Source organism: Enterococcus sp. DIV1368d (assembly GCF_050542975.1).
Taxonomy (GTDB): Bacteria; Bacillota; Bacilli; order Lactobacillales; family Enterococcaceae; genus Enterococcus_D; species Enterococcus_D casseliflavus.
On sequence record NZ_CP172939.1, the window covers coordinates 35,294 to 61,768 of the forward strand.

Sequence of the window (26,475 nt, forward strand, 5' to 3'; positions counted from 1 at the left end):
CCGAGGAGAAAGTTTGTCAGCTATGCTATAATTGAAGAGATAATTTTGCTTCTAGAAGGGGTGTCACATGTCTATTGAATTAAAAAAAGGTGTTCGGTTAACGGTGCTACCGACCAAAAAGTATAAAACGATCCGTTTTTTCGTTCGGTTTACTGCACCATTGCAGGCTGAAATGACCGCCAAACGGACCTTATTGACCAGTTTATTAGAAACGACTAGTTTGGCTTATCCGACACAGACCGCATTTAGCAGTCAGCTGGCAGAGCTTTACGGTGCCAGCTTTGGTATGAATGTTAACAAACGGGGCAATCTGCATCAAATCAATGCAGCGATGTCCTTTGTCAACGGGAAGTACGTGTCAGATGAAGCAGTATTGCCGCAAGCAGCCGCTTTTTTAGCAGAAGTTTTGTTCCATCCGAATGCCCACGAGGAACAGTTTGAAGAAAAGAACTTCACCATCGAAAAGCACAACTTGATCGCCTATATGAACAGCGTGGCAGAAGATAAGCAAGCATTGGCTTCTTTAGGGCTGCAAGAGTTGTATTTCGAAAACGATCAGAATCAGAAGTATCCGAGCTTTGGCCGTCCCCAAGACTTAGAAGCTGTGACCGCAAAAGAGCTTTACCAAACCTATCGCTCAATGATGGACAATGACCAAATCGATATTTTCGTGATCGGCGATGTGGTTGAAGCAGAAGTTGCGGCGCTCTTCCAAAACATGGCCTTTACCGATCGGCCAGACCAAGCAATGCCGGTCTTTTATCAGCAAGCGGCGGAAAACATCATTCGCGAGAAAATCTTGCAAGAACCAATCATCCAAGCCAAATTGAACTTAGGCTATCATACTGGCGTGTATTATGACCAAGCCGAGCGGATCGCCTTTATGGTCTTCAACGGGTTGTTTGGCGGATTCCCTCATTCAAAACTGTTTATGAATGTCCGAGAGAAAGAAAGTTTGGCGTATTATGCTTCCAGCAGTATCGATACGTTTCGTGGGTATTTGTCGGTCCAAACAGGGATCGATGGCAAAAATCGCGACAAGGTCTTCAAATTGATCGAACAGCAGCTGCAAAGCTTGCAGCGTGGCGAAGTCACCGCGGAAGAACTGGCACAAACAAAAGCGATGTTGAAAAACCAGTACTTGCTTTCATTGGATAGCCCACAAGCACTGATCGAAACAGCCTATCTGAATCAGTGGGTACCGAATACGAAAATGACGGAAGATGAATTTATGCAGAAATTGGCACAAGTGACCGTGGCAGATGTCCAAGCATTGGCCAAAAACGTGTCCTTGCAAGCTGTATTCTTCCTGGATAAGGAGACGACCCATGAATAAAAAAGTCTATCAGCAAATCAATGAGACCCTTTATGAAGAAGTATTGCCAAACGGCTTGAAAGTTTATCTGCTGCCAAAAGCCGATTTCCATAAAACTTACGGACTTTTCAGTACGAACTATGGCTCTGTCGACAATCATTTCGGGTTTTCACCCGAAGCATTGCATCAAGTCCCTGATGGCATTGCCCATTTTCTAGAGCACAAACTGTTTGAAAAAGAAGACGGCGATGTCTTTCAAACCTTTGGTCAGCAGGGGGCTTCTGCCAATGCCTTTACCAGTTTCACGAAAACCAGCTACCTTTTTTCGGCAACCGATCAAATCAGGCTGAACCTTGAAACGTTGATCGATTTCGTTCAAGCCCCGTATTTCACAGAAGAAACCGTCGAAAAAGAAAAAGGGATCATTGGTCAAGAAATCCAAATGTATGATGACGATCCGAACTGGCAGCAGTTTTTCGGCATCATCAAAAATCTCTATCCGAAGCACCCCTTGCATATCGATATCGCTGGTACGGTGGAAAGCATTGCGCAGATCACCGCAGAAGACTTGTATCTTTGCTACAATACCTTCTATCACCCAAGCAACATGACGCTTTTTGTGGTAGGCAATATCGATCCTGAAGAAACGATGGCGTGGATTCGGACCAATCAAGCGGCCAAGACCTTTCCAGAAACGCAGGCGATCATTCGCCAGTTTCCTGAAGAAACCTTTGCCGATATTCAAGCAGAATCAAGTCTTACCATGCCAGTAACACGTGCCAAAGGCGTATTAGGGATCAAAGGGGACTTGAACAAACTGCCGAAATCAGGAAGAGAGCTCTTGCGCTTCAAAAATGCGTTGAATCTTTTCTGCCAATTGGTGTTAGGCAATACTTCCGCCAATTATTTGCGTTTGTATGATCAAGGCATTATCGACGACACATTTGGGTTTGAAGTGAACTTGGATCGCGGCTTTTACTTTGCCGACTTCTCGGGGGATTCTGAAGAGCCAGAAAAAATGTTGGCAGAGATCGAAGCGATCGTAATGAATTTCCCGCAAGATCCAGAGATCAATGAAGAAAACTTGACGTTATTGAAGAAGAAAATGCTAGGGAAATATTTCCAATCACTGAACTCACTGGAGTTTATCGCAAACCAGTTTACCCAAAGTTTATTCGGTGAAACGACGCTCTTTGATCTGCCAGAAGTGATCCAATCGATCACTTTGGAAGATGTCCAGCAAGCGGCTCGTTCCTTTATCGATCCCAAAGCGTTTAGTCGTTTTTACATGTATCCAACGGAAAAAGCCTAAGCGAAGGCTGGTTTTGTCAAACAGCTGTCATCTAAGCGACACTGACTGATTCAAGGAGGAACGCCCAACAGAACAAGGGCTGGCCAACTCCTGAGTCATTCAGTGTTTTCTTTTTGCGTCAAAGGGTGGTTTTTTCTTGCAATTTGATGCCAATTTGGCGAAAAGTATTAAAATTTGTTTGCGAGTTGTGGTTAGGCTATCCTCAGACTTTTTCTTTTATGGTATTCTTTAATTATTGAAGCAAAATCTTTTTTTGTTTTTTTACAAAAAATCACGGAAAAAATGTTATATTTAGTAGACGGCGCGACCAGATGGCAATCGGCGTGACGGAGTTTTTTTTATTGACGTATACAGGGAACCCCTGTTTTAAAATGATAGAGCAGCTTTGCTGACCTTACGACAAGTAGCGAAGCGATTTTAGGGCTTTTTTTAAAGATGAATAAAAGACTGGAGTAGATGATCGAGTGGCCAACGAAACAACGATTGGAGCAAAATTACGGCAAGCCCGTTTAGATAAAAACATTTCATTGATTGAATTACAACAAATGACAAAGATCCAAAAACGCTATTTAGAAGCAATTGAAGCAGAGCGTTTTGATCAATTGCCAGGCACTTTTTATGTCCGTGCGTTTATTCGCCAATATGCAGCAGCGGTTGGAGAAGACGGCGACAAATTGGTAGCCGTTTTTGATGGCAAAGATACGTTAGACGCCCCCTTACCAAAAAGACCGCAGCCTGAAACCGTCAGCGGCTCACGAAAAGCACAGCACGTAGAAGAAAAAAGCGGCTCATTTGTCGTCCGCTATTTGCCGATGATTCTATTAGGTCTGGTGGCCATTACGATCGTGAGTATCGTGGGCTACATGGCTTGGCAAGACCGGAATACAACGCCGATGATCCAAGGAAGCTCTTCTCTTGTGGTAGAAAATTCAGCGTCTACCGCTTCCACCACGTCAAGTACGGAAGAAACCAGTACTTCGAGTGAAGCGACTGAGTCTTCAAGTACGACGGAATCCAGCGAAGCGAAAATGACGATGACTGTCAGTGATTCGACGCAATCGGCGATCACGATCACGATGAAAGATGCGGAAAATCCTATTGAATTAGCATTTACTGGGCTAGATGCTTCTTGTTGGGTCGGTGTACAAGTCGACAACGCTTATGTGTACCAATACACTGTTCAAGCGGGAGAAACGCAATCGATGACGCTGCCAGAAGGCGCCACGAATGCGACCTTGACCCTGGGCGCAAGCCAAAATATCTCCATCACTGCCAATGGTCAGGACGTGGACTTTTCTGACCCGCAATTTGAATTGTTACAAAAGACAGTCCGCCTCGTGATTGAATACCAAGACGATGCGGCATAAATCTGACAAATGCGCCTTATTGAGGTATCATTAGCTAAAAAGTTATCTGTTGCATCCGACCATTGAAAAGCAGAAGTAGTGGCATAATTTGCCGTTATTTCGTACAATAGTCGGCAGAGAGGAGTCTATTTCGTGAATTTACCCAATCAATTAACTGTATTACGGATCATTATGATCCCCATCTTTATTTTGGTCTTGGTTTTGCCAATCGATCTTGGCACGCTGACCGTTGGTACGACACAATTAGAAAACACGCACCTTATTGCAGCGATCCTTTTTGCGGCAGCCAGCATTACAGACTGGCTAGATGGCAAGATCGCTCGTTCCAGAGGCCTTGTTACCAACTTCGGGAAGTTTGCTGACCCGTTAGCAGATAAAATGCTCGTCATGACGGCTTTTATCATGCTGGTTGAATTAGACAAAGCCCCAGGCTGGGTAGTTTCGATCATCGTTTGCCGCGAGTTGGCAGTGACAGGTTTACGCTTGTTGTTAGTGGAACAAAGCGGGGAAGTCATGGCTGCTGCGTGGCCAGGGAAAATCAAAACCGCGACACAAATGGTTGCGATCATTTTCTTGTTCTTGAACAACATTCCCTTTTCAATGATCGGTTTGCCTATCGATCAAATCATGTTGTATCTATGTTTGATCTTCACGATCTATTCCGGGGTCGATTATTTCATAAAAAATACGAATGTTTTTAAAGATTCTATGTAAAATTTCTAGATCTAGATAAAGAAGCGATAAAAACAAGGATACAAGTCACGAAAGTTCAGAAGTTTTCTGGACTTTTTTTGTCAATATGAAAGACTTTTACGTATCTGATAAATGAAGGAGTAAACGAATGAAAGCAGAAATTATTGCAGTCGGGACCGAATTACTTTTAGGACAGGTGGTGAATACAAACGCGACCTTCTTGTCAGAAGAACTGGCAAGTCTTGGGATCGATGTTTTTTATCATAGTGTTGTCGGGGACAACCCCAATCGCTTAGAAGAATTACTGACGATCGCCGACAAACGCAGCGACTTGATCGTATTGTGCGGCGGCCTAGGGCCCACCGACGATGACTTGACGAAACAAGTCACTGCCCGTCATGTGGGACAAGAGTTAGTCAGAGATGAACCAGGGTATCACCAATTGAAAGCCTTCTTTGAAAACAGTCAACGGAGGATGACGGAAAACAATTTGCGGCAGACCCTCGTTTTTAAAGACGGTGTGTCTTTGCCAAATCCCAATGGACTAGCGATCGGGATCTTTTATCAGACAGCCGCTACCAGTTATTTGCTGCTGCCAGGACCACCAAGTGAACTACAGGCGATGTTTCTTACCCACGCAAAACCACTTCTGTTAGAGCAGTTTCCCCAAGAAGAGGTCTTGCTATCTCGCGTTTTGCGCTATTACGGGATCGGGGAATCGGCATTGGTCACAGAATTGGCCGATTTGATCGAGAATCAAGTCAATCCCACCATCGCTCCTTATGCCAAACCCAATGAGGTCACGCTGCGTCTGACGGTCAAAACTGCAGACGAGGCGCAAGGGATCAAACAATTGGATGCGTTAGAAAAAACCGTCCAAGCACGGGTCGGTGCGTATTTCTATGGGTATGGGGAACAAAATTCGCTGGCAGAAACAGTCGTCGAGCGACTGATCGAGAAAAAGAAAACCGTCACCGCAGCGGAAAGTTTGACCGCTGGTTTGTTCCAAGCGACCCTAGGAGGGATTCCTGGCGTCTCTGAGGTGTTTCCCGGTGGGTTCGTGACATATTCTGCTGCAACAAAAAGCAAGCTCTTAGGCATCGATCCAGAGCTTTTGGAAAGCTATGGGACTGTTAGTCAGGAATGTGCGGAAGCAATGGCCGTCTATGCCCGCAAACAAGCCGAGACTGATTATGCGTTGGCGTTTACTGGTGTTGCTGGTCCAGACGAGTTAGAAGGTCAGCCTAAAGGCACCGTTTGGATCGCCTTAGCTTCTGACAAAGGCGTCTCGAGCCAGCTGTATCACTTCAACCGCGACCGCGCCTATATTCGGCATAGTGCCGTCATGGCGGGCTTAAATCAAATACGTAAGGAATTATTAAATTAATGCGAATGTTTGTTCGTTTTTTCTTGCAATTTCCCGTCAGAAGGACTATTATTATCTTATGAACGACACACGAAAGTGATGAATATAAGGAGGATTATCCGTTTGGCAGATGATCGTAAAGCAGCCTTAGATGCTGCACTAAAGAAGATTGAAAAGAACTATGGTAAAGGTGCCATCATGAAGCTTGGCGAAAAAGTTGATCAACAAATTTCAACGATCCCAAGTGGTTCATTGGCCTTGGATGTTGCATTAGGTGTAGGTGGTTACCCACGAGGACGGATCGTAGAAGTTTACGGCCCAGAGAGTTCTGGTAAAACGACAGTTGCTTTACATGCCATTGCGGAAGTCCAAAAAAATGGCGGAACAGCAGCATTTATCGATGCCGAACATGCGTTAGATCCGCAGTATGCGCAAAAATTAGGTGTAAATATCGATGATCTTTTGTTATCACAACCAGATACAGGGGAACAAGGATTAGAGATCGCTGACGCCTTAGTTTCAAGTGGTGCGGTTGATATCGTAGTTATTGACTCGGTAGCAGCTTTAGTCCCACGAGCGGAGATCGATGGTGAAATGGGTGATACCCACGTTGGTTTGCAAGCTCGTTTGATGTCACAAGCATTACGGAAACTTTCTGGTTCCATCAACAAAACGAAAACGATCGCGATCTTTATCAACCAAATTCGGGAAAAAGTTGGGATCATGTTCGGGAATCCAGAAACGACGCCTGGTGGCCGTGCGTTGAAATTCTATTCAACCATCCGTTTGGAAGTACGTCGTGCTGAGCAATTGAAATCCGGTACAGATATCATCGGGAACCGCACGAAGATCAAAGTAGTCAAAAACAAAGTAGCGCCACCATTTAAAGTAGCAGAAGTCGACATGATGTATGGTCAAGGGATTTCCCAAGAAGGCGAATTGCTGGATATGGCCGTGGAACAAGACATCGTCGATAAAAGCGGTGCGTGGTATGCCTATAAAGGGGATCGTATCGGTCAAGGTCGTGAAAACGCCAAAAACTACATGCGTGAACACCAAGAAATGATGTTAGAAGTTTCTGCTCGCGTCCGCGATGCTTACGGGATTGGAACAGGAGAGACCGTAACCCTTGAGGAAGCGCAAGAAGAATTACCATTAGACGACTAAGTCTTGAAAAAGCCAAACAACCTCGTTGTTTGGCTTTTTTGTGGCTTTTTGCTAGATTCGTCCATTGTTGAAAAAACATCCGTAAAAAGGAAGGGTTGCGAAAGTTTACTTTATTATTTAAAGTTGACACTCTTGTGTTCAAACATTAGAATAAACGTATGTGGATTTCCACATAAGAAGTAGCGAATTGATAATTTTGTTATCCTTTGTTAATCAAAATTACAAAATATTTAAAAAGATAGTATGGAGGTGGATTCATTGGAACTACTTTACATTCTCCTCGCTATCATCGGTTTAATTGTCGGTCTTGGATTAGGAGTTTATGTGACGAAATCTCGTCATGAGAAAGAAATCAACGGCGCCCAAAATTCTGCAGCTGGAATTATCGAAAGCGCTAAGAAAGAAGCAGAAACTCTTAAAAAAGAAGCATTGTTAGAAGCTAAGGAAGAAAATCAGAAGTATCGGTCAGAGATTGAAAGTGAGTTGAAAGAAAGCAAACTTGATTTAAAATCACAAGAAAATCGTTTACTCCAAAGAGAACAAGTTCTTGATCGTAAGGACGATTCTTTGGAAAAACGAGAACGCTCACTTGAAGATAAAGAAGGCAGACTTAGTGAGAAACAACAATTAATTGACGAGCGAGAAAAAGAAGTAGAAAACTTAATCGATGGACAACAGAAAGAATTAGAGCGCATCGCTGCGCTGTCTAGAGATGAAGCAAAAGAGTTGATCATGAAATCAACGGAAGAGGAATTGAACCATGAATTAACGATCATGGTCAAAGAATCTGAACAGCGTGCGAAGGAAGAAGCAGATCGAAAAGCAAAAAATCTCTTGTCCTTAGCAATCCAACGTTGTGCCGCAGACCAAGTGTCTGAAACCACGGTATCGGTCGTATCATTACCAAATGATGAGATGAAAGGTCGAATCATCGGAAGAGAAGGTCGGAACATTCGGACCCTTGAAACATTGACAGGGATCGATTTGATCATCGATGACACGCCAGAAGCAGTCGTCTTATCAGGATTTGATCCGATTCGCCGTGAAATTGCTCGTATGACCCTTGAAAAACTGATTCAAGACGGCCGGATCCATCCAGCTCGAATTGAAGAAATGGTCGAAAAATCTCGGAAAGAAATGGATGAGCATATTCGTGAATATGGGGAACAAGCAGCCTTTGAAGTCGGCGCCCACACCCTTCATCCAGACTTGATCAAGATTTTAGGTCGTTTGCGTTTCCGTACCAGCTACGGACAAAACGTCTTGAACCACTCGATCGAAGTTGCAAAACTAACCGGTGTTCTTGCCGCAGAATTAGGCGAAGATATCCAGTTAGCCAAACGTGCCGGACTCTTGCATGATATCGGGAAAGCCCTTGACCATGAAATCGAAGGCTCTCACGTTGAGATCGGGGCTGAGTTAGCTGCCAAATACAAAGAAAATGGTGTGGTGATCAATGCGATCGCTTCTCACCATGGAGATGTTGAAGCAACATCGGTTATCTCTGTTTTAGTTGCAGCCGCAGATGCCTTGTCAGCAGCCCGTCCAGGTGCCCGCAGCGAATCATTGGAAAATTATATTCGCCGCTTGCAAAACCTAGAAAATATCGCCAACGGCTTCAAAGGGGTCGATTCCAGTTTTGCAGTCCAAGCCGGACGTGAAGTCCGTGTAATGGTCAAACCAGAAGAGATTTCTGATTTGGATGCTGTACGATTGGTTCGCGACATCCGCAAGAAGATCGAAGACGATTTGGATTACCCAGGTCATATCAAGGTAACCGTTATTCGCGAGACCCGCGCAACGGATTACGCCAAATAGCAAGCAAAAGCAGTATCCTCTCAGAGGATACTGCTTTTTTTGTGTGGCTGATTGTCAATAAGGACGGCTGAGTTGTGCAAATTCAACACTATTTCATCAGTCCCATAAATGATCGTGCCTTTTTTATTCGTCGGCAATAGAAAAACGAGCAAGCAAAAGGATGAATCGTTAGCGACAGAGGCGAAAAGAGGAAGGATCGATCCAGCATCATCTCGAGAGGGGGGATTGAAAGATAAAACAGACCCAGACTTCTCGGTGAAGTCTGGGTCTGTTTTATGTTTTTCACGTCTATACGTCCTTCAAATCTTGCGCCGACGGGCGAAGTCCACAAAGCGGAATTTATCCAGTCGGTGGATCGATTCGGTGTATTCAAAACAGCGGGTGTCTTCTAGATACACGAGGCTGCGAACCGTAACGACATGCTGATCTTCAGGACGCAGATCCATTAGATCCCGCAATTCTTTGTTGACGGGGTCAACAGTGATTTCTTTTTGTGCATAAGCGATCTCAAGGCCAAGGTCATTTTCAAAGTAATCAAAAATCGATACTTTCGCTCGGTTTTCTGGCAACTCTTCGATGATAGAAGCATCAAGGTAATCTTTATCCAAAATCACCACTTCTCCATCGATTCTCCGCTGACGGATCAGTTTCCATGCCTCAGAGGCGACAGGCCAACCAGTAGTCTCGTGCAGCTTTGGCGAGACGGCGATCTTACGGATCTCGACAACCTTTGTTTCACTAGGAATGCGTTGGGTATCTTGCAGCTCTCGAAAACTCGTCAAGCCAGAAATCGGGAAATCAAAGCGATTCAAGTCTAAAACGATTGAACCTTTCCCTTGTTTCTTTTGGATATAACCAGCATCCCGCAATAAATTCAATGCCTTACGGACAGTCTCGCGGGAGACACCATAAGTTTTGATCAATTGGTTTTCGCTAGGCAGCAAAGAATGCGGAGGGTATTCGTTTGCTAGAATTTTTTGTTCTAAATCTAAAAATATTTCTTTGAACTTGTTCATCGGATTGCCCCCTCTTTGGCTATTATAGCGAGGCCAATTTGGAAATGCAATCGACTATTTCGCCAAAAGTTCGTCAATGTTTAGGTCCGTTAATTTTTCAACGATCACATCTGCACCGTGTAATTCTTCTCCTGAATAAACGCCTACCGCATACATACCAGCAGCTTTGATGCCGTCGATCCCTGCTTGAGCATCTTCAAAGCCAACTGCTTCTGCCGGTTCAATGCCTAGTGCCAGCGCTGCTTGGATAAAGATTTCTGGATCTGGTTTGCCTTTTTTCAAGGTTGCTGGGTCAACGATCGTATCAAAGTCTTGCATGACCCCAAGTTTGTCCAAAATAAACGGCGCATTTTTGGATGCTGAAGCGATCGCACAAGGAATGTTTTTTGCTTTGGCTTCATCAAGGAATGTCTTTACCCCTGGCAATAGATCATCAGGAGTCAAGCTTTGTAATAATTGTACATAGTGGGTATTTTTCTTCGTCGCTAACGCTTCTTTTTCGACTTCTGTGTAGGCATCATTTTTGTTGCCTAGGGTTAAGATTCGCTCTAAAGAATCCATGCGGCTGATGCCTTTTAACTGCTCGTTGAACTTCAAATCGATCTCGATCCCGATCTCCGCAGCTAATTCTTTCCATGCAATGTAGTGGTATTTGGCCGTATCCGTGATAACGCCGTCTAAATCAAAAACAAATCCTTTTTTCATGTGTAACACTCCTTTTAGTAAGTAATCGTTGCTTCTTTGTTTGCTTCTAGAGAAACTTGTTGCCCATTCACTAAGATTGTGACTGGCTGATCAGCGGTGATCGTCAATGTTTCATGTGTAACATTCATTACAAAGCGGGTGCCGCGAACTTCTAGCTGAAAGGCTAAGCTGTCCCAAGCTTTCGGCAAGTTTGGTGTGATCTGCAGCTGCTCTTCTCGAATATCGATCCCAGCAAAAGTGGTTAATGGAATAAACAACGTAGCAGCCATGACACCGGCGTGAATGCCTTCTGCTGTAGTCCCGCCTTGGATATCACGGTAATCAGAAGAGAGGGCTTCTTGGTATAATGACCAAGCCAACTCCTGATCATCTACCATTGCCGCCAACTGGGCATGAACGATGCGTGACAAAGTCGAGCCGTGGGAGGTACGAGCCAAGTAATAATGGAGATTTTTTTCAATATAGTCTGTTGGCAGTTGGTAAGAAAGATCCGCCAAAATCTGATTGACTTGCTCTTTTGAGAAATTGTAGAAAATCATCAAACTATCCGCTTGTTTCGCGACTTTGTAGCTGTCAGCACTCTTGCCTTCAGCGTTCAAGATGCGGTCCATCCGATAGATGTTGCCATATTTCTCTTTGTAGTGAGCCCAATCCAGATCTTCCAGCTGGAAGTACCCTTCAAATTGTGCAATGATGCCTTCTGGATCGATCTCTAAGCCCAGCTTGGTACGAATATCTGCCATAGCAGCAATATCTGCAGGGGTTAAAGCCGTTTTCTCTAATACCGCTTGGAAGCTCTCTGCGGAAAGTTGTTGTTGAAGGTTCTCGATCTCTTCAAACAACCATACTACCATCATATTGGTATAGGCGTTGTTTTTCAAGCCGCCTTGTTCACTATTTGGGTAGCTTTCATGAAATTCATCTGGTCCCATGACTTTATCGATAAAGTAACGTTGAGCAGCATCATCCCAGGTGGCAGCACTTTGCCAGAAATGAGCGACTTCTAACATCAATTCTAACCCATATTGTTCCATGAAGACTCGATCTTGCGTGTTGTGCCAGTATTGCCAAATGTTATAAGCGATCGCTAAGGAGACATGGCGTTGCAAGCGACTGTGATCTTCTTTCCATTCGCCGCTGATAGGGTTCAAATGCAGTTCTTGGGATTGCTCACTGCCATCCAATCCTGATTGCCATGGGAACATGGCGCCTTGGTAGCCAGCTTTTTGGGCATCTTTTTTGGCAGCAGCTAAGCGGCGGTAGCGATACAGCAAAATTTCTTTGGCGGTGTCAGGAAAATGTAGAATGTAAAACGGTAAGATAAACAGTTCATCCCAGAAAATATGACCGCGATAGGCTTCACCATGTAGGCCACGGGCAGTGATACTGGCATCTAAGGACTCCTGATAAGCATTCGGTGCGGCGGAGACCAGCAGATGATACGTATGCAGATTCAGCATTTTTTGCGACATCAAGTCACCAGTGACTTCGATGGCCGCTTTTGCCCATAATTCAGCCCAGGCTTGTTTTGAGGCGGTATACATCGTCGCAAAATCAGGTAATGCTAAGGAAGAAAACGTAAATGCCGGTTGCGGCTCTTCTTGGCGATAAGCGGCAACAGTGACTGATTTTTCGACCCGATAAGTTTGTCCTTCCGTCACCTCAAGGGTTACTTGCTGACGGACGAGCTGGTCGTTTGTTTCAGCTTGCAGCTCAGCCAATGGCAGGTCCTGTGAAAACAGTTCAGAGGATTGGACAACGGTAATCTGTGATTGGTTAGTGGTGACCACTAAATGCGCTTTGTTTTGTTCAGCTGCTGCCTCTTTCACGGTCAAATGCTGGTTGGTTAAACTACGGTAACGAGCGACGTTATAGTTATAGACCGATCCGTCGGCTTCACTGACGAAGGTAACGGTGCCAGAAAAGTTCAGCGGGGTAAACTGATAGACCAAGCTGTATTGGTGAACGTCTTGCATATTGGCGATTTTCTTCGTTTCGATTCGCAGACGCTTTTGTTTTTTTGTTTCAATTTCTGCCACTGATTGGAACAAGCCGGTCTTCAAATCCAATGTCCGTTTAAAGGAAAGGAGCTGATTGTTGGCGATATCGATCACTTCATCATCGATCTTTACGTACATTTTTTGCAGATTCGGTGCATTGACGAAGTCTTCATTGCTGATGGAATGACCAGAAACATCCGATTCCACCGTATTGTAAAGACTTGCTAAATACAGCCCTGGATAGTTCGCTTCACAAATGGTCATCTCAGGCGTTGTGCCTCGCAGCCCTAAATAGCCGTTACCGACGGTTAAAAGTGACTCCACCGAGTATTCATCTTTACCAGGGGTGTAGCCATAGTATTCGAGGCGCCAAGGAATTTCAGCACTTTTTTCTTCATACTGTTCTTTCGTAGTGCAAACAAAGGGACGATTCAATTTTTCTGTCAACCATTGGTCCAGTGAAAAAGTCCCTTCTTCATTCGTAAACACCAGCGAGTCAGAGACGATCCCGCCACCTTCCATTTGCTGAAGCTGCGCGGTCAGTGCGGCAACGCGTTCACTGTCAGTCCCAGAAAACGGATAGGTCGTACCAGTTTGATCCGTTAACAGCCATTGTTCCTTAGACAATATAATCGTATTCACAGTAGTTGTCCTCCTTTAAACTTGTCTATACATGCAAAATGATTATAACGTAAATTGTAAGCTATTTCAATTTATCTAGCCTGTTTTTTTATTCTTTTTTGTCAAATAAACAGTAAATAAAGTTATTGGCAATATTATTTTATATTAATGAAACATTTTAAAAAACCTTTATTTATCAAGGTTTTTATATGGTGCCTTTGCTATTTGCTTGTATTGTTTATAGAAAAAGTGAAAAAAATTGGTTTGAAACGCTTGCAATATCAAAACTATCAAGTTATGATTAGTGCGTAATCAAAACATATATATACAAGTGGATATGAAAGGGGTTTATTAATTATGGGAAAGTATCGTGATGATGCTGAGAAGCTGCTGGAATATGTTGGCGGTAAAGAAAATATCGCCGCAGTAACACATTGCGCGACACGGATGCGTTTTGTTTTGAACGATCAGTCAAAAGCAAACGAAAAGGCAATTGAAGAAATTCCAAGTGTCAAAGGAATGTTTACCAATGCGGGACAATTCCAAGTCATTATCGGCAATGATGTCTCAACGTTTTACAATGATTTTACCGATGTATCAGGAATAGAAGGTGTTTCTAAAGAACAAAGTAAAGCGATTGCAAAAAACAATCAAAATATCGTGCAACGAGCGATCGCTACGTTAGCTGAGATCTTTACCCCGTTATTACCAGCGATTATTGTCGGTGGTTTGATGCTAGGGCTGAGAAATTTCTTAGAAGGTGTACCGCTAGAAGCCCTAGGTGGACAAACCATTACACAAGCTTCTACTTTTTGGAACGGTGTCAACGGCTTTTTATGGCTGCCCTGTGAAGCGATCTTTCACTTTCTACCAGTAGGGATTACTTGGAGTATTACACGTAAGATGGGAACCACGCAAATATTAGGGATTGTTTTAGGAATTACATTGGTTTCACCGCAATTATTAAATGCTTATTCAGTAAGTTCAACTTCTGCTGCAGAAATTGCTCAAAATTATACGTGGGACTTCGGGTTCTTCACTATTGATAAAATTGGGTATCAAGCACAAGTGATCCCAGCAATGCTGGCAGGTTTCTTATTGGTTTATCTTGAAAGATTCTTCCGGAAATGGATTCCAGAAGCGGTTTCAATGATCTTCGTTCCATTGTTCTCATTGCTGCCAACTATTTTAGCAGCCCACATGGTGTTAGGTCCAATCGGTTGGCAAATCGGATCAGGCATTTCTTGGGTCGTAAATGCTGGCTTGACCTCACCATTAAACTGGTTATTTGGTTTCATTTTCGGTGGCTTGTATGCGCCTTTGGTTATTACCGGATTGCATCATACAACGCTAGCGATCGACTCTCAATTAGTAGCGGATTTTGGGACAACCAACCTTTGGCCAATGATCATGCTGTCAAATATTGCGCAAGGTACGGCAGTATTGGCGATTTGGTTCCTTCACCGTGGCAATAAAAAAGAAGAACAAGTCTCTGTTCCAGCAACGATTTCTGCTTACATGGGGGTTACTGAACCAGCGATGTTCGGGATCAATTTGAAATATGTTTACCCATTTGTCGCAGCAATGGTAGGTTCTGCCTTTGGTGGTATGCTGATCACTGCAACGAATACCCGTGCATTAGGTATTGGTGTAGGGGGACTACCTGGCTTCTTATCATTTAAAATTGAAAACTATCCAATGGTCTTCATCTCGATGGCGGTGACGATTGCGATCACGTTTGTTTGCACCATCATCTTTAGAAAAGTTACCTTCTTAAATAAATTAGAACCGCAATTGGCTGCTGATACAGCTGCAGCAGCGGCTGTTGCACCAACGACGGCTGCACCGACAACTGCAGCCCCAGAAGCAGCACAAGTTTCAGAAGAAACCCTTTATGCTCCAGCTGATGGGAAAGTAGTTGCCATCACTGAAGTTTCTGATCCTGTCTTTTCTCAAAAAATGATGGGTGACGGCTTTGCTGTTCAGCCAACGAATGGAACGATTTATGCTCCTGTTGCAGGTACGATCTCTAGCATTTTTGAAACGAAGCATGCAATTGGGATTTTAACGCCTGGTGGCGCGGAAGTTCTTGTTCATATGGGATTAGATACTGTGGAATTAAAAGGTGCGCCATTTGAGGTCCTTGTTGCTGAAGGTGACACGGTCACACCAGAAACGAAGATTGCAGTGATGGATCTAGATGCAGTGACCGCAGCTGGCAAACAGACAGATGTTTTGACGGTCATCACGAATGCCGAAAAAGTGCGTCAGCTTTCATTGACGACTACAGGCACAGTGACAGCCAAAACAGCGGTTGGTTCAGCTGAATTAAACTAAAAAAATAATCCGTTTCCGAGAGCGCCCTTTGACTAAGAAGGGGGATCGGAAGCGGATTTTTTTATGGCCGCCCTCAAGGGAGAGCGGCTTTTTCTTGGTTTTCAATGGGTAAAGCCGCAGTTAGCTGACGGCTTTTTTGTCGGTGCTTTTGCGGAAGTAGTTGATCGTTAATAGGAAAGTCAGTAAGACTAAGGCCCACAAAAAGAATAAGGCGATTTGAGAGCCGATGACCGTCCCTTGGGTGTAATCGGTCGCCGCATTTTGTGCCAAATTGATAATGGTCGCCACCACAGCCGTCGCCACTGCACCAGAAAATTGCTGCAGCGTATTAAAGATCGCATTACCGTCCGCGTACAACGCAGGAGTCAGCTTGTTTAAGCCGGTGGTCATCATATTGCTGTAGGCTAAGCCGATCCCGATCATGTAAAAGACATGTCCAGCAACTAGGCTCCAAATGAAAGGCGAACGCAAAACGAGGGCTAAGGCAAGCCAACCGATGGCAATCAACGTCAAACCAGACAGGATCGGTTTTTTCGGTCCAACTTTATCCAGCAACCGACCAGAGATCGGCGCAAGGATCGCCCCGATCGCCGCCCCAGGAAGCATAACTAATCCTGCAGTAAAGGCATCTTTTCCCAAGGCGAGTTGGACAAAGTTCGGCAAGACAAAGGAAATGCCCAGTAAAAGGAACTGACAAACAAGAAAGCCAAACAGAAACAAACTGAAGCTGCGGTTTTTCAAAACAGCCAAACGAATCAAAGGGTTCGGGCCTTTTGAGCGTTGATAAAACAAGCCAGCACCAATGAAACCGAAAAGCAGCGGCAGTAGACTTGCTAAGGTGCCTACTTGATTCAAGAACAATAAGAAGCCGCTGAACATCAAGACGATTCCTAATACACTCAGTAAATCCAGGGAAGTGTCTTTTGCCCCAGCCGTTTTAGGGATCGAGTAAAGGCCGAGTACTAGGGAGATCAGCAAGACTGGGATCAAGAAAAGAAAGATCGCATTCCAAGACCAATGGGCGGTCAATAAGCCCCCATATGTCGGTCCGATCGCTGGAGCGATAGAAGTGGTCAAATTCCCTAAGCCGATTGCCGCTCCCCGTTTTTCAAAGGGGGAGTAAGTCAAAATGATGTGGAACATCAAAGGCAGTGCGATCCCTGTGCTGGCACCTTGGAAAAAGCGGCCAATCAGCAAAATGGCAAACGTCGGCGATAAAAAGTCGATCACCAAGCCAACAAGGAAAAAGGCGTTGGCAGCTAGAAACAAGGTTCTCAATGAGAAGCGTTTCAAAAGGTAGGTCGATATTGGGACAATGATGGAGATGACCAGTAAGTAGATGGTCGTCACCCATTGAACATCGGATGTTGAAAGCGTAAATTGATCGATCAATGTCGGAAACGTTACATTCATGGCTGTTTCAATCAGCACGCCTGCAAATGACATCAATCCGATTGCGAGGATCGCCCCCACGAGTTTTTTGTTGTTTTCCATATTCTCACCTCTAAAAATTCGCAAAAAAAGAGACCGTTTCTATTCTCATAGAAACCGCCTCTCTCTCGACAAGCGAACCCGCTTGTTATCTGTACGATTTAATCTATCGCTATTCTACTGACTTCATAAGAAAGTGTCAAGAGAAGTGGATAAAAAAATAGCAAAAAACTTTTTTGAAAGTTTTCAATCTTTTGCTTACACGAAAAATTTTCTTCTGCTAGAATAGTCGAGTACGAAAAAGAGAAAGGAAGTTGTTACATGCCCATCAACAAAAAAGAAAGTTTGATCTATACGACACTTATGTGTATTTTCATGGTGTATTTTATGAGTGTTTATAACCTCATGTTTCAAGTCGGTGTTTCGGCATTGGCATTCCAATTGGCGTGGAATGAATTACCATTAGCCCTTTGTGTCGCCTTTATTTTGGATTGGTTCATTGTTTCTGGCCCAGCAAAAGGTTTGGCGTTTCGATTTTTGGACCATCAATCAGCTACTTGGAAAAAAATCGGTTTGATTTCTTCATTGATGATCGCCGGCATGGTGATCTGTATGTCACTCTTTGGTGCGTTGATGCACCCAAACCCTGATCACTCGGTGTTCGTCAATTGGCTAAGCAACATTGGGAAAAATGTGATCGTCGCATTGCCGTTGCAATTGTTCATTGCAGGTCCAATCGTTCGCCGGGTGTTTCGCGCCTTGTTTCCTATTGGCACTGTGCAAGAACAGCCAGTACTAGGGGAATAATCGATCATTAGAAAAAACGTACTGCAGACAGGTTCTGCCAAGGTTAGCTAAAACAGCTGGCTTGGCGATACCTGGACTTGCGGCACGTTTTTTTGCTTTTATAGACAGCAAAAAAACCCATAGGATGGTATGGGTTTTTCTGGTTACCCTATGAAATAGGATACAGGATGTACCTATATAGTAATATGGTTCCGTCAAAAAGAGAAGTTCAATTTTTTCACCGATACATGAAATTAATGCAAATCGATTGTTTTTCTGACCAAAAAATCAACTTATAATTATTTTCCGTCTGTTATTCCGTATAGAAACCAACGAGTTGATACCAGCGACGATGCTCAATATGGTAGGCATCAGGTGAGTAGCCTGACATTGAAAAACCGATAAAGGTGATGACCAGTCCGAGAATAATAAACAACAGACTGAGAAAAACGAAAAAGCGCTTATTGATTTTGATCATAGGACTGCCTTCTTTCGATAGTTTTGAACAAATGATTTCGGCCAAATGACAAGGGAGTGGGTAAGACGTGAAAAAGGTCGGCTCATACTATAAGTGGCGATCAGGCAAAGCAGCCCTAAACCAAATAAGAAAATCCCCACGCCTAACTGACTTAAAAAGAGATAGAAACCATCCGCCATCAGCATGGGACTTAAGACAACGCTGGCGATCCCACCGATAAACGTAGTGACACCAATCATGCCAGTGGTGAAAGGCACACACCAGATGATTATTAAAAAGCTTAGGATCAGCAAAGCGGCACTTAACAAGAGGCTGCCCCACAATGGGAAGCCCAGTACTAAAATCAAGAGCAAGAAGGGATGAAAGCGGCGAGGAATCTCTACTACGACCTCTTCCGTTTCGGTGACTGCTTGGATCAGTTCTTTTGGGGAGCCAAGGCGTGCCACGGCTTCTTCTTCGGTGTATCCTTCTTCCATCAAATCTTCGATCATCTCGTCATAATAGTTGATCAGCTGATGAATCTCGCTAGGTCTGACTTTTTCAGATAATTCCGCAGCCAATGCCTTGATAAAATCAACTCTGTTCATCTAATGTTCCTCCTTTAATAAATCGCTGGATCAATGTCAATTGGGGCCAGTCGTTGGTTAAAAAATCGTCGATCCGCTGTTTTCCGATTTTGGTCAAGCGGTAATATTTTCGGGTCCGTCCTTGATGGCTTTTATTATAAGTCTCAACCGCTCGGCTGGCTTCTAAGCGCTTCAAGATAGGATAGAGCGTTGATTCTGAGATTGGCAGTAAAGGAGATATGTTTTTGACTAATTCATAGCCATAAGAGTCACCATGCTGCAAATAAGCCAAAACACAAATTTCCAATAATCCTTTTTTTAATTGGGCATCCAAAGGCTCTCCTCCTGTTCATACTCATACTATACATTACATAGTATCATTCCACAAGTAGTATCAAAAAAATCAGTCTTAAGACTTAGCCGAGGAAAACAGGAAGGTTTTTCGTGAAAATGGTCAAAAATAAAAAATAAAATTAAGAAAATCGGCGGAAAGTATAGGTTAACGTTCTCTTTTTTGTTAAAGTAGAAGTATAAAGATTACTTTCAGTAAGAAAATTGGATGTTGGTGGTGTTTCACTGGAAGAAATCAAGTGAGAGTAGAGGTGCGTTAGCGAGAGCTGATTGCCTCAAGAAAGGAAGGGGTATTATGAGAAAAGCAACGATTACGAAAAAATATTTGATCAATTGCTTAAAAAAATATCTGGTGGAATATCTTTATCGACCAATCACTGTCCGCGACATTGCTAAATATGCACGAACATCGACCCAACCGATCTATTTAAATTTTTCAAACATGCAAAATTATAAACAGGCGATGGTTGATGATGTGTTTCGCGACATTCACGAAACAAAAAAAGAGTCAGAAGAGACACTCGATTCCTTATACAGCTTTTGGCAGGACTATTACGTATTTTCCAGCCGCAATCGCAACCTCTTTTTCGCACTTTTTTTAAATGATATTGGCTGTGGTCCTTACATAAAAGAGCGTTCTTTTGCTTATTTTCAAGAAGCAATCGCTGAATCAGCTGTTTTTCAATGTGCGCATAAAAGCGATCTGAGAAAATATCATGAAGAAGCCTTGATCTTTTTTAGTGGGTTGGTATTGCTGTTTATTCGTGAAGGGTGTAGTGACAGCAAGAATGATTTTATGAAAGATACCATTGAGTATTGGGAACGAATGCTAAAGGAACCAGAAAGCGCGCCACGTGATCGGGGACCGCAAGCATTGTTAGAGGCTGGTGCGTTTGCTGTAGAAGAATAGGTACTTGAAATCAAGCATTAAAATAAATATCTGAATATTTCGACACAAAAAAACCGTTAGTGATCAAACATTCTTCACTAACGGTTTTTTTTGAGGAGGTAAGTCTTGCGGTATGAGTAGAACAATTGTGGTTTTTTCACCTTTTACTGATTGAATTGCTAAGGAAGCTTGCGTGCCATAGTACAGTGCTAGCCGCTGGCGTACATTGTTGATACCATAATGTTGATCAGAAGGTTGCTCCAGTTGTTTTAGCTGTTCAGGATCAATCCCGGGACCATTGTCTTGAATCTCAAACCGCAGCCATTGGCCTTCTTTGAGGCAGCGGATCGTCAATACACCTCTGCGGTCATCTTCAATATGATCCAGCCCATGAAAGACGGCATTTTCGACAAACGGCTGCAAGAGTAGATTGATCATCGGATATTCATCGATATTTGAGTCGATTTCGAGGACTAAGTCAAAGGAATGGTGATGCATTTTTTGCTGAATTTTAGCATAAGTGATCGTCAAATCGAGTTCTTTGCTGACGGATAACCGATTGGATCCTTGGTTTAGGCTGAGACGGTAGAATCGAGACAGCAGCTGAGCCATCTCACGGATTTCGTGGTTGCCGTTTAGTGTGGCAGTATTGCTGATCAATGCTAAGGAATTATAAAAGAAATGCGGATTGATCTGGGCTTGCAGAGCCCGCAATTCGTATTCTTTTTGTTTCAGTTCGGCTTCATATACTTCATTGATCAGCTCAGCGATTTTATCTAGCATTTTTTGAAAATTGGTGTATAACTGTCCAACTTCATCTTCTGAAGAATAACTATGCTCGATTTTGAATTGATCCATTGATAAAGAAGCCATTTGCTGGGCCAAAGAATTGATCGGCTGTACCACTGTTTTTGCTAGCCACCAGCTGGATAAAACCAATATCACTAATACAAAACCAAAGATAATGAGTGCCGCACCAACTAGATACAGTAGACTGCTGAAAAATGACTGTGCGGTTTTAACAAAAACGATTTGCCAATGATTATCCAGCAATACAGGGGCTTCTTCAATAACTGCGCTTCCAACCAACCACTGTTTTTGAGTACGCTGCTGCTTCGTCAAATAATCAATGCGGTAAAGCGTCTGCCCGGTCTCTGACTGGATCGTCAAATCGTATGGTTCCTCAGTGACTGCATCAAGATTCGTGAACAATGCTGCTCGATCGATGGTCAAAACGATGTAGTTTAGGGAATCTGCGGTATGGCCTTTTAAAAAAAGGTTGGTATAAAAAGAAAGTTCCTCCCGTTCTTTGTCAAAATACGTGCGAATTTCAGTCGAGGGTTTTTCTTTTAGAAAAGGCAGTGCTGTATCAGCCGTGATTTTTTTGACGTATTGCCCATGATCATAAAGATCGATCGTGGTGTATAGCGTGATGCCTTTAATATCTGCTTGCGGAAAACGAACACTGTGAAACAAAGGCACGATCGTATTTTGAAAGAGATTGTATTGATCAAAGTTTGAGAAGCGTTGACTAGAAAGTTCTTGCGTCAAGGCGGTATTGTTGGCTAAGAAAAGCAGGCTGTCCCGATAGGTATGGATCTTGCTTTCTAACTGATAGCTGATACTTTTGAGATTATCGGAGTAAGCACTTTTTTCCTGCTGTTGGATAAAGGCTCGGATGATAGATACCCCGACAAAGGTCAAAACGATCAGAGGAACAATGCTTGAAAGAATCGAAATAAGGGCGATCTTTTTTTGAAAACGAAAATTTTTAAAACAATCGTGGACTTTTCTTAACAAGAGGGACCTCTCTTTCTATAGGCATCCGGCGTCATTCCGACAATTTCTCGGAACGTTTTGCAAAAATAGGAATAATGATTAAAGCCAACTTGTTTGGAGATAGTTCGAATGCTGCAGTTCGAGTTCTTTAAACGCTTCTGAGCCTGTTTGATACGGTAAGACTTGATGTATTTGGTGATACCCATGCCTTCAGAAGTACTGAATAATTCGCTTAGGTAGTTAGGATTGATATTGACTTCCTTTGCTAAGCGCTCCAAGCTCAACTCTTGGTGAAAATGAGCGAATATATAGGATTTTACTTGGCGCACATAGTCATTTGACTGACTCCCGTTGATTTGAAGCAGTGCATCATGGATATAACGGAAGAGGGCATCAAAAATATCCGCAATTAATTGTAGACTTGACGCTTCCAGTATTTTTCCGATCTGATTAGCGCCATGCTCCGCTTCAAAGGCGATCGTGCACTGATCGATGATGGTTTGATAAAAGGTCGCAAAATAAAATTTGGTATTGGTTGGTTCCTCACGTCCATTTGTTTCAAAGCAGTCGAAAACTGTTTTCACAAGCGCGTGTGCTTTTTTACTTTCATATTGATTCACATACGAAACGGTTTTTTCAAAAAGAGCTTTCTTGACGATGTAGTGATCTCCCGGAAGCAGCTGGCAGATTTTCCCTTTGTTTTGCTGATAAAAAGACCGCTGACTGGTCTTCAGTAAGTCATGATAGGTGCCGTACACCCCGGAATGATGGGGAACTGGTCCGCTGTCAAAAAGTGTTATTTTTTGCTGAAACTGCTCGGAAAAATAGGTAGTCAAGTTGTTTTTTCGCTCCTCGATTTCCCTTTTTGGCAAAGGTTCGTTAAAAAAGAGCAGTTGTGCTGGAGCTAAAAACAAACTGAACATTTCAGGAAATGCAGCAGACAGTGAAGGGACGAAATCCGGCGCATTCCAAGAATCCAGCGGCCAAGTAACGAGAAAAAAAGAGGGATGAGTCTTAAAAAAATCTTGTGCAACCGATTGCTCTTCCTTCGGCAGTGAATGCCAAGGATAGCCATAAAAAAGTTTACTCAAAATCTCTTTCAAATAATGGGTTTGTGCGATTGTTTTTGTGTAAGAGCGCTGCTTTTGTTGATCAATAAAAAGAATGATTTTATTTATTTGTTCATAAAAATCATCAGGGTCGATTGGTTTTAAGAGGTAGTCAACCGCTTGTAACTGTATGGCTTTTTTTACATAATGAAAATCTTCAAAGCCGCTGATAAACATCACAGGAATTTCAGGAGCTGCTTCTTTGATTCTCGCTACGAGGGCATGTCCATCCATAAAGGGCATCTTTACGTCGGTAATTATCAAGTCAAAGGGCTGTTTCTGAAAAAGTTGCCAGGCTTCGCGGCCATTTTTGGCTTCTTCGATCAGCCATTCTTTTTCATGCTGACTCAAGAAGTATTTGATCACTTCTCTTTGATCGTAGCTGTCATCAGCAATCAGCAGTCGGTACATGGTTTTCGCCGTCCTTTCGTATAGAGAAAATTACACAGTCGCTTCTTCTTTCTATAGTAAGCGATAAACAAAAAAAGCAACAGAACAAATTTGTAAACGTTTTATTTTCTGGAAATCGTGCTATAAATCTGAAAAAAGTGCTATATTTTCTATGGAAGCGATTGCGTATAATAAGGATATCAAAAAAGTTTGAGGAGGAAAACAATGAAATTCAGGCGGGGAACAGCAATTTTAACAGCCATGGCTTCAGCACTTATTATGACAGGATGCAGTTCAGAAGAAGCAAAGACCAATGAAAATGGGGATACCGTGATTACGATCGGACGCCAAACCGCACCGAACTCAAAACTGCCGGAGGGGGACTCTTACAGCAACAACGCGTATACTCGATTGATTCAAGAACGTTTGGGCATCGAACTGGAGAGTGCCTTTGAAGCCCACGGGGAAGATTACGATCGGCAAGTATCGCTAGCGATCGCTTCAGGGGAACTACCGGATACAATGATCGTCGGATCAAGAGATGAATTGGAAGAATTAGTTAACAATGATTTAGTGGAAGACTTGACCGAAGTATTTGAGGAGCATGCCGACGATTTTCTAAAAGACATCTATGATTCGTTTGATGGGATTCAGTTAGAAGCAGCTACGTTTGATGATCGCTTGATGGCGATCCCATCTACTAGCGATGACTTCGGGCCCAATCTTGTCTGGTTGCGCCAGGACTGGCTAGATGAGCTGGGTATTGAACTGGATAAAGATGGCAATCGCTCAATTACATTGGAAGAGTTGAAGGAAACAGCGATTGCTTTTCAAGAAAATGATTTAGCCAACACCGGAAAAGCGGTTGGTTTGCCATTGGCCTTCTGGTTGTCCTCGCCAAATCATGGCGGCACGGCATATACAGGGACAGCCATTATGAATGCGTTTGGAGCCTACCCAAAATCGTATCTCCAAGATGAGAATGGACAGATGTTTTATGGATCCAATACGCCAGAAATGAAAGAAGCACTAACGCTGCTGAAGGAATGGCAAGATGAAGGGTTCATGGATCCGCAATTTGGTACCCGGACGTATGACGATATCCATGCCATGATGGTTAATGGAGAAACGGGCATCGCTTTTGGTCCTTGGCACATGCCTGACTGGGGGTTAGTACAAGCTAAACAAAATGATCCGAATGCTGAATTTGTTCCTTATGCCCTTGAAAATGCTAACGGCGATGGCGAGGTCAATGCCGTGGCTAACCGCGGCACTGGGCAATACATCGTGGTGCGCAAAGGTTTTTCTGAGCCGGAAAAAATCATGGAGATGATCAATCTGATTTATGGTGAAGTTGCCAACTCGGAAGATATTGAAACCGAGTTTCCAGAAATTTATGACTATGCGAAAGTGGATGTCGATGGGACGGTTCGTCCATGGAATGTTGTTTTCTTAAAAGCCTATAGTGAGATTGATGATGCAGTAGAAGCTTCCAAGGCGGCGGTTGGCGAAACATCTATCGATGATATCTCCAACTTCTTCATCAAAGAAAACGCCGAAAAAATCAAGCAATATCTGGATAGCCCTGAAGAAACCGATCCGGTGGACTGGACCCGCTATGCTTCCCGCTATTTAGCCGTCAATAATGTGATGGGCGGTATCAGAGAGCAAGGACGTTTGAATGAAGTGAAACCACCGCGTTTTGATTCGATCAAAGCCAATGAACGAAACGGCGCACAAGTAGGGAAACTGGAGGAAGAGACCTTCATTAAGTTTATCACTGGAGAAGAACCTCTGGAAAACTTCGATAACTATGTTGAAACCTGGAATAGCCAAGGTGGGACAGCCATACTTGAAGAAATGCAAGAAGTAGTAGATCAGCGAGCAGATAATTAAGCGGCCACTCCAGCGGTTCTGACACTCGTCTTTCGAACAAAGAAAAGCAAGATTGTATGCAGGGAAATCGACTGCAGGTGCCTTTTCTTTGTTCGAATTTTTTCATCAAGCGGCTGGTGAGGCAAAAAATTTATGGAGGAGTAAGTAAATGGAACTTTCTGTTGAAAAAGAAAGCAAAAAAGAAAAGAAAAAGTGGTTTTCTCGAGACCAGCTTTTCTTTTTAGGCATGATTTTACCAGGCATCATTTTTATTTTAATTTTTTCTTATGGTCCTATGTTTGGGTTGTTGATGGCATTTCAAGATTATGTGCCAGCGAAAGGTGTATTAGGTTCTGAATTTGTGGGATTCGAGCACTTTCGCTATTTGTTCAGTTTACCGGATATTTTCTTAGTGACTAAAAACACGATTTTTATCGCTTTTTGGAAAATTATCTTTAATACGATCGTACCGATTCTTTTTGCGATTCTATTAAATGAAGTACGTGTAAAGTGGATGAAACGTTCCATTCAGACCATCGTTTATTTGCCCCATTTTCTTTCATGGGTCATACTGGCTTCAGTAGTGGTCAATTTATTCAGCCTTGATGGAACGGTGAATCAGATTTTACAAAACTTTGGTGTAGAACCATTAAACTTTTTGGGTAGTAATCAGTTGTTTCCGCGTTTGCTGATCGGGACCGATGTTTGGAAAAGTTTCGGTTACAGTTCGATCGTGTACCTTGCTGCCATTACCTCGATTGATCCAGGGTTATATGAAGCAGCCACGATGGATGGTGCTTCTTGGTCAAAAAAAGTCTGGCACGTAACCCTGCCTGGGATGATGCCTTTTATTTTGCTGATGACGATTTTGTCGCTGCCTAATATCTTAAATGCCGGCTTCGACCAAATTTATAACCTGTATTCTCCGGTTGTGTATCAAAGCGGTGATATTATCGATACCTATGTCTACCGAATCGGTCTGATCGGTAGAGACTACAGCTTAGGGACTGCCGTTGGTCTGGTTAAATCGGTGATCGGTCTATTCTTGATTTGGTCTTCCAACAAAATTGCGGAGAAGAAGACTGACAGAGTGATGTTTTAAGG

Annotated in this window: 21 protein-coding genes; 12 read left to right on the plus strand and 9 right to left on the minus strand. The window is 43.3% G+C overall.

Annotated features, from left to right (window positions below):
* Window positions 1-67 precede the first annotated feature (67 nt).
* From yfmF to rny, 7 genes are all read left to right on the plus strand, one after another.
* On the plus strand, window positions 68-1,336 hold the full coding sequence (gene yfmF, locus IGJ44_RS00180; protein WP_430606004.1) for an EF-P 5-aminopentanol modification-associated protein YfmF: 1,269 nt from the start codon (window positions 68-70) through the stop codon (window positions 1,334-1,336).
* On the plus strand, window positions 1,329-2,627 hold the full coding sequence (gene yfmH, locus IGJ44_RS00185; RefSeq protein WP_430606005.1) for an EF-P 5-aminopentanol modification-associated protein YfmH: 1,299 nt from the start codon (window positions 1,329-1,331) through the stop codon (window positions 2,625-2,627). Before yfmF ends, yfmH begins: the two co-directional genes overlap by 8 nt.
* A gap of 464 nt (window positions 2,628-3,091) precedes the next feature.
* Window positions 3,092-3,994 carry a helix-turn-helix domain-containing protein gene (locus IGJ44_RS00190; RefSeq protein ID WP_167822569.1) on the plus strand — a complete coding sequence of 301 codons (903 nt, stop codon included), beginning with the start codon at window positions 3,092-3,094 and terminating at the stop codon, window positions 3,992-3,994.
* 132 nt (window positions 3,995-4,126) lie between these two features.
* Window positions 4,127-4,708 (plus strand): CDP-diacylglycerol--glycerol-3-phosphate 3-phosphatidyltransferase, encoded by a 582-nt coding sequence (gene pgsA / locus IGJ44_RS00195; RefSeq protein WP_005226440.1) that lies wholly within the window; start codon window positions 4,127-4,129, stop codon window positions 4,706-4,708.
* A 127-nt stretch (window positions 4,709-4,835) separates the two neighbouring features.
* Window positions 4,836-6,074: a competence/damage-inducible protein A gene (locus IGJ44_RS00200; protein ID WP_167822570.1), complete on the plus strand. Its 1,239-nt coding sequence runs from the start codon at window positions 4,836-4,838 to the stop codon at window positions 6,072-6,074.
* A gap of 102 nt (window positions 6,075-6,176) precedes the next feature.
* Window positions 6,177-7,220, plus strand: coding sequence for a recombinase RecA (recA, locus tag IGJ44_RS00205; RefSeq protein ID WP_005226448.1), 1,044 nt, complete (start codon window positions 6,177-6,179; stop codon window positions 7,218-7,220).
* Window positions 7,221-7,463: 243 nt separating this feature from the next.
* Window positions 7,464-9,038, plus strand: coding sequence for a ribonuclease Y (rny, locus tag IGJ44_RS00210; RefSeq protein ID WP_005232891.1), 1,575 nt, complete (start codon window positions 7,464-7,466; stop codon window positions 9,036-9,038).
* Between the two features lie 299 nt (window positions 9,039-9,337).
* Here the strand turns inward: rny and treR are convergent, their stop codons facing one another.
* Genes treR through IGJ44_RS00225 form a run of 3 tightly spaced genes read right to left on the minus strand, consistent with a single transcriptional unit; the run spans window position 9,338 to window position 13,401 of the window.
* Window positions 9,338-10,054 carry a trehalose operon repressor gene (gene treR / locus IGJ44_RS00215; protein ID WP_005226457.1) on the minus strand — a complete coding sequence of 239 codons (717 nt, stop codon included), beginning with the start codon at window positions 10,052-10,054 and terminating at the stop codon, window positions 9,338-9,340.
* Window positions 10,055-10,108: 54 nt separating this feature from the next.
* Complete coding sequence (gene pgmB / locus IGJ44_RS00220) at window positions 10,109-10,759, minus strand: beta-phosphoglucomutase (protein ID WP_005232889.1); 651 nt, start codon at window positions 10,757-10,759, stop codon at window positions 10,109-10,111.
* Between the two features lie 14 nt (window positions 10,760-10,773).
* Window positions 10,774-13,401, minus strand: a complete 2,628-nt coding sequence (locus IGJ44_RS00225; RefSeq protein WP_074535564.1) for a glycoside hydrolase family 65 protein — start codon at window positions 13,399-13,401, stop codon at window positions 10,774-10,776.
* 336 nt (window positions 13,402-13,737) lie between these two features.
* On the opposite strand from IGJ44_RS00225, the gene treP reads away from it, so the two are divergent.
* Complete coding sequence (gene treP / locus IGJ44_RS00230) at window positions 13,738-15,717, plus strand: PTS system trehalose-specific EIIBC component (RefSeq protein WP_074535565.1); 1,980 nt, start codon at window positions 13,738-13,740, stop codon at window positions 15,715-15,717.
* A 120-nt stretch (window positions 15,718-15,837) separates the two neighbouring features.
* Here the strand turns inward: treP and IGJ44_RS00235 are convergent, their stop codons facing one another.
* Window positions 15,838-17,211: an MFS transporter gene (locus IGJ44_RS00235; RefSeq protein WP_074535566.1), complete on the minus strand. Its 1,374-nt coding sequence runs from the start codon at window positions 17,209-17,211 to the stop codon at window positions 15,838-15,840.
* A 258-nt stretch (window positions 17,212-17,469) separates the two neighbouring features.
* On the opposite strand from IGJ44_RS00235, the gene IGJ44_RS00240 reads away from it, so the two are divergent.
* Window positions 17,470-17,955, plus strand: a complete 486-nt coding sequence (locus tag IGJ44_RS00240; protein WP_005226468.1) for a hypothetical protein — start codon at window positions 17,470-17,472, stop codon at window positions 17,953-17,955.
* 292 nt (window positions 17,956-18,247) lie between these two features.
* On the opposite strand, the gene IGJ44_RS00245 is transcribed toward IGJ44_RS00240, so the two are convergent.
* From IGJ44_RS00245 to IGJ44_RS00255, 3 genes are read right to left on the minus strand one after another with little or no spacing between them, the layout of a single operon-like run.
* Window positions 18,248-18,412, minus strand: coding sequence for a hypothetical protein (locus IGJ44_RS00245; RefSeq protein WP_005226470.1), 165 nt, complete (start codon window positions 18,410-18,412; stop codon window positions 18,248-18,250).
* Window positions 18,409-18,999: a DUF1700 domain-containing protein gene (locus IGJ44_RS00250; protein WP_074535567.1), complete on the minus strand. Its 591-nt coding sequence runs from the start codon at window positions 18,997-18,999 to the stop codon at window positions 18,409-18,411. The genes IGJ44_RS00245 and IGJ44_RS00250 overlap by 4 nt, the downstream gene beginning before the upstream one ends.
* Window positions 18,986-19,312, minus strand: coding sequence for a PadR family transcriptional regulator (locus IGJ44_RS00255; RefSeq protein WP_005226473.1), 327 nt, complete (start codon window positions 19,310-19,312; stop codon window positions 18,986-18,988). Before IGJ44_RS00255 ends, IGJ44_RS00250 begins: the two co-directional genes overlap by 14 nt.
* Before the next feature lie 312 nt (window positions 19,313-19,624).
* On the opposite strand from IGJ44_RS00255, the gene IGJ44_RS00260 reads away from it, so the two are divergent.
* The gene (locus IGJ44_RS00260; protein WP_430606009.1) at window positions 19,625-20,239 is read left to right on the plus strand and encodes a TetR/AcrR family transcriptional regulator; all 615 of its coding nucleotides are present in this window, start codon (window positions 19,625-19,627) and stop codon (window positions 20,237-20,239) included.
* A gap of 63 nt (window positions 20,240-20,302) precedes the next feature.
* Here the strand turns inward: IGJ44_RS00260 and IGJ44_RS00265 are convergent, their stop codons facing one another.
* A complete protein-coding gene (locus tag IGJ44_RS00265) occupies window positions 20,303-22,018 on the minus strand; it encodes a sensor histidine kinase (RefSeq protein ID WP_015508701.1) in 1,716 nt (571 codons plus the stop codon).
* Window positions 22,012-23,517 (minus strand): response regulator transcription factor, encoded by a 1,506-nt coding sequence (locus IGJ44_RS00270; protein ID WP_074535569.1) that lies wholly within the window; start codon window positions 23,515-23,517, stop codon window positions 22,012-22,014. The genes IGJ44_RS00265 and IGJ44_RS00270 overlap by 7 nt, the downstream gene beginning before the upstream one ends.
* 204 nt (window positions 23,518-23,721) lie before the next feature.
* Between IGJ44_RS00270 and IGJ44_RS00275 the strand changes: the two genes are divergently transcribed.
* Together IGJ44_RS00275 and IGJ44_RS00280 are read left to right on the plus strand one after the other, a co-directional pair.
* On the plus strand, window positions 23,722-25,392 hold the full coding sequence (locus IGJ44_RS00275; protein ID WP_074535571.1) for an extracellular solute-binding protein: 1,671 nt from the start codon (window positions 23,722-23,724) through the stop codon (window positions 25,390-25,392).
* 148 nt (window positions 25,393-25,540) lie between these two features.
* Entirely contained in the window at window positions 25,541-26,473 is a 933-nt protein-coding gene (locus IGJ44_RS00280) for an ABC transporter permease (RefSeq protein WP_005232878.1), read from the plus strand.
* The last annotated feature ends 2 nt before the right edge of the window (window positions 26,474-26,475 follow it).

Bases quoted from the DNA above. Each gene is read 5' to 3' on its own strand.
- yfmF (WP_430606004.1), top strand. From the start codon at position 68: ATGTCTATTGAATTAAAAAAAGGTGTTCGGTTAACGGTGCTACCGACC.
- yfmH (WP_430606005.1), top strand. From the start codon at position 1,329: ATGAATAAAAAAGTCTATCAGCAAATCAATGAGACCCTTTATGAAGAA.
- IGJ44_RS00200 (WP_167822570.1), top strand. From the start codon at position 4,836: ATGAAAGCAGAAATTATTGCAGTCGGGACCGAATTACTTTTAGGACAG.
- rny (WP_005232891.1), top strand. From the start codon at position 7,464: ATGGAGGTGGATTCATTGGAACTACTTTACATTCTCCTCGCTATCATC.
- treR (WP_005226457.1), bottom strand. From the start codon at position 10,054: ATGAACAAGTTCAAAGAAATATTTTTAGATTTAGAACAAAAAATTCTA.
- pgmB (WP_005232889.1), bottom strand. From the start codon at position 10,759: ATGAAAAAAGGATTTGTTTTTGATTTAGACGGCGTTATCACGGATACG.
- treP (WP_074535565.1), top strand. From the start codon at position 13,738: ATGGGAAAGTATCGTGATGATGCTGAGAAGCTGCTGGAATATGTTGGC.
- IGJ44_RS00235 (WP_074535566.1), bottom strand. From the start codon at position 17,211: ATGGAAAACAACAAAAAACTCGTGGGGGCGATCCTCGCAATCGGATTG.
- IGJ44_RS00240 (WP_005226468.1), top strand. From the start codon at position 17,470: ATGCCCATCAACAAAAAAGAAAGTTTGATCTATACGACACTTATGTGT.
- IGJ44_RS00245 (WP_005226470.1), bottom strand. From the start codon at position 18,412: ATGATCAAAATCAATAAGCGCTTTTTCGTTTTTCTCAGTCTGTTGTTT.
- IGJ44_RS00250 (WP_074535567.1), bottom strand. From the start codon at position 18,999: ATGAACAGAGTTGATTTTATCAAGGCATTGGCTGCGGAATTATCTGAA.
- IGJ44_RS00260 (WP_430606009.1), top strand. From the start codon at position 19,625: ATGAGAAAAGCAACGATTACGAAAAAATATTTGATCAATTGCTTAAAA.
- IGJ44_RS00270 (WP_074535569.1), bottom strand. From the start codon at position 23,517: ATGTACCGACTGCTGATTGCTGATGACAGCTACGATCAAAGAGAAGTG.
- IGJ44_RS00275 (WP_074535571.1), top strand. From the start codon at position 23,722: ATGAAATTCAGGCGGGGAACAGCAATTTTAACAGCCATGGCTTCAGCA.
- IGJ44_RS00280 (WP_005232878.1), top strand. From the start codon at position 25,541: ATGGAACTTTCTGTTGAAAAAGAAAGCAAAAAAGAAAAGAAAAAGTGG.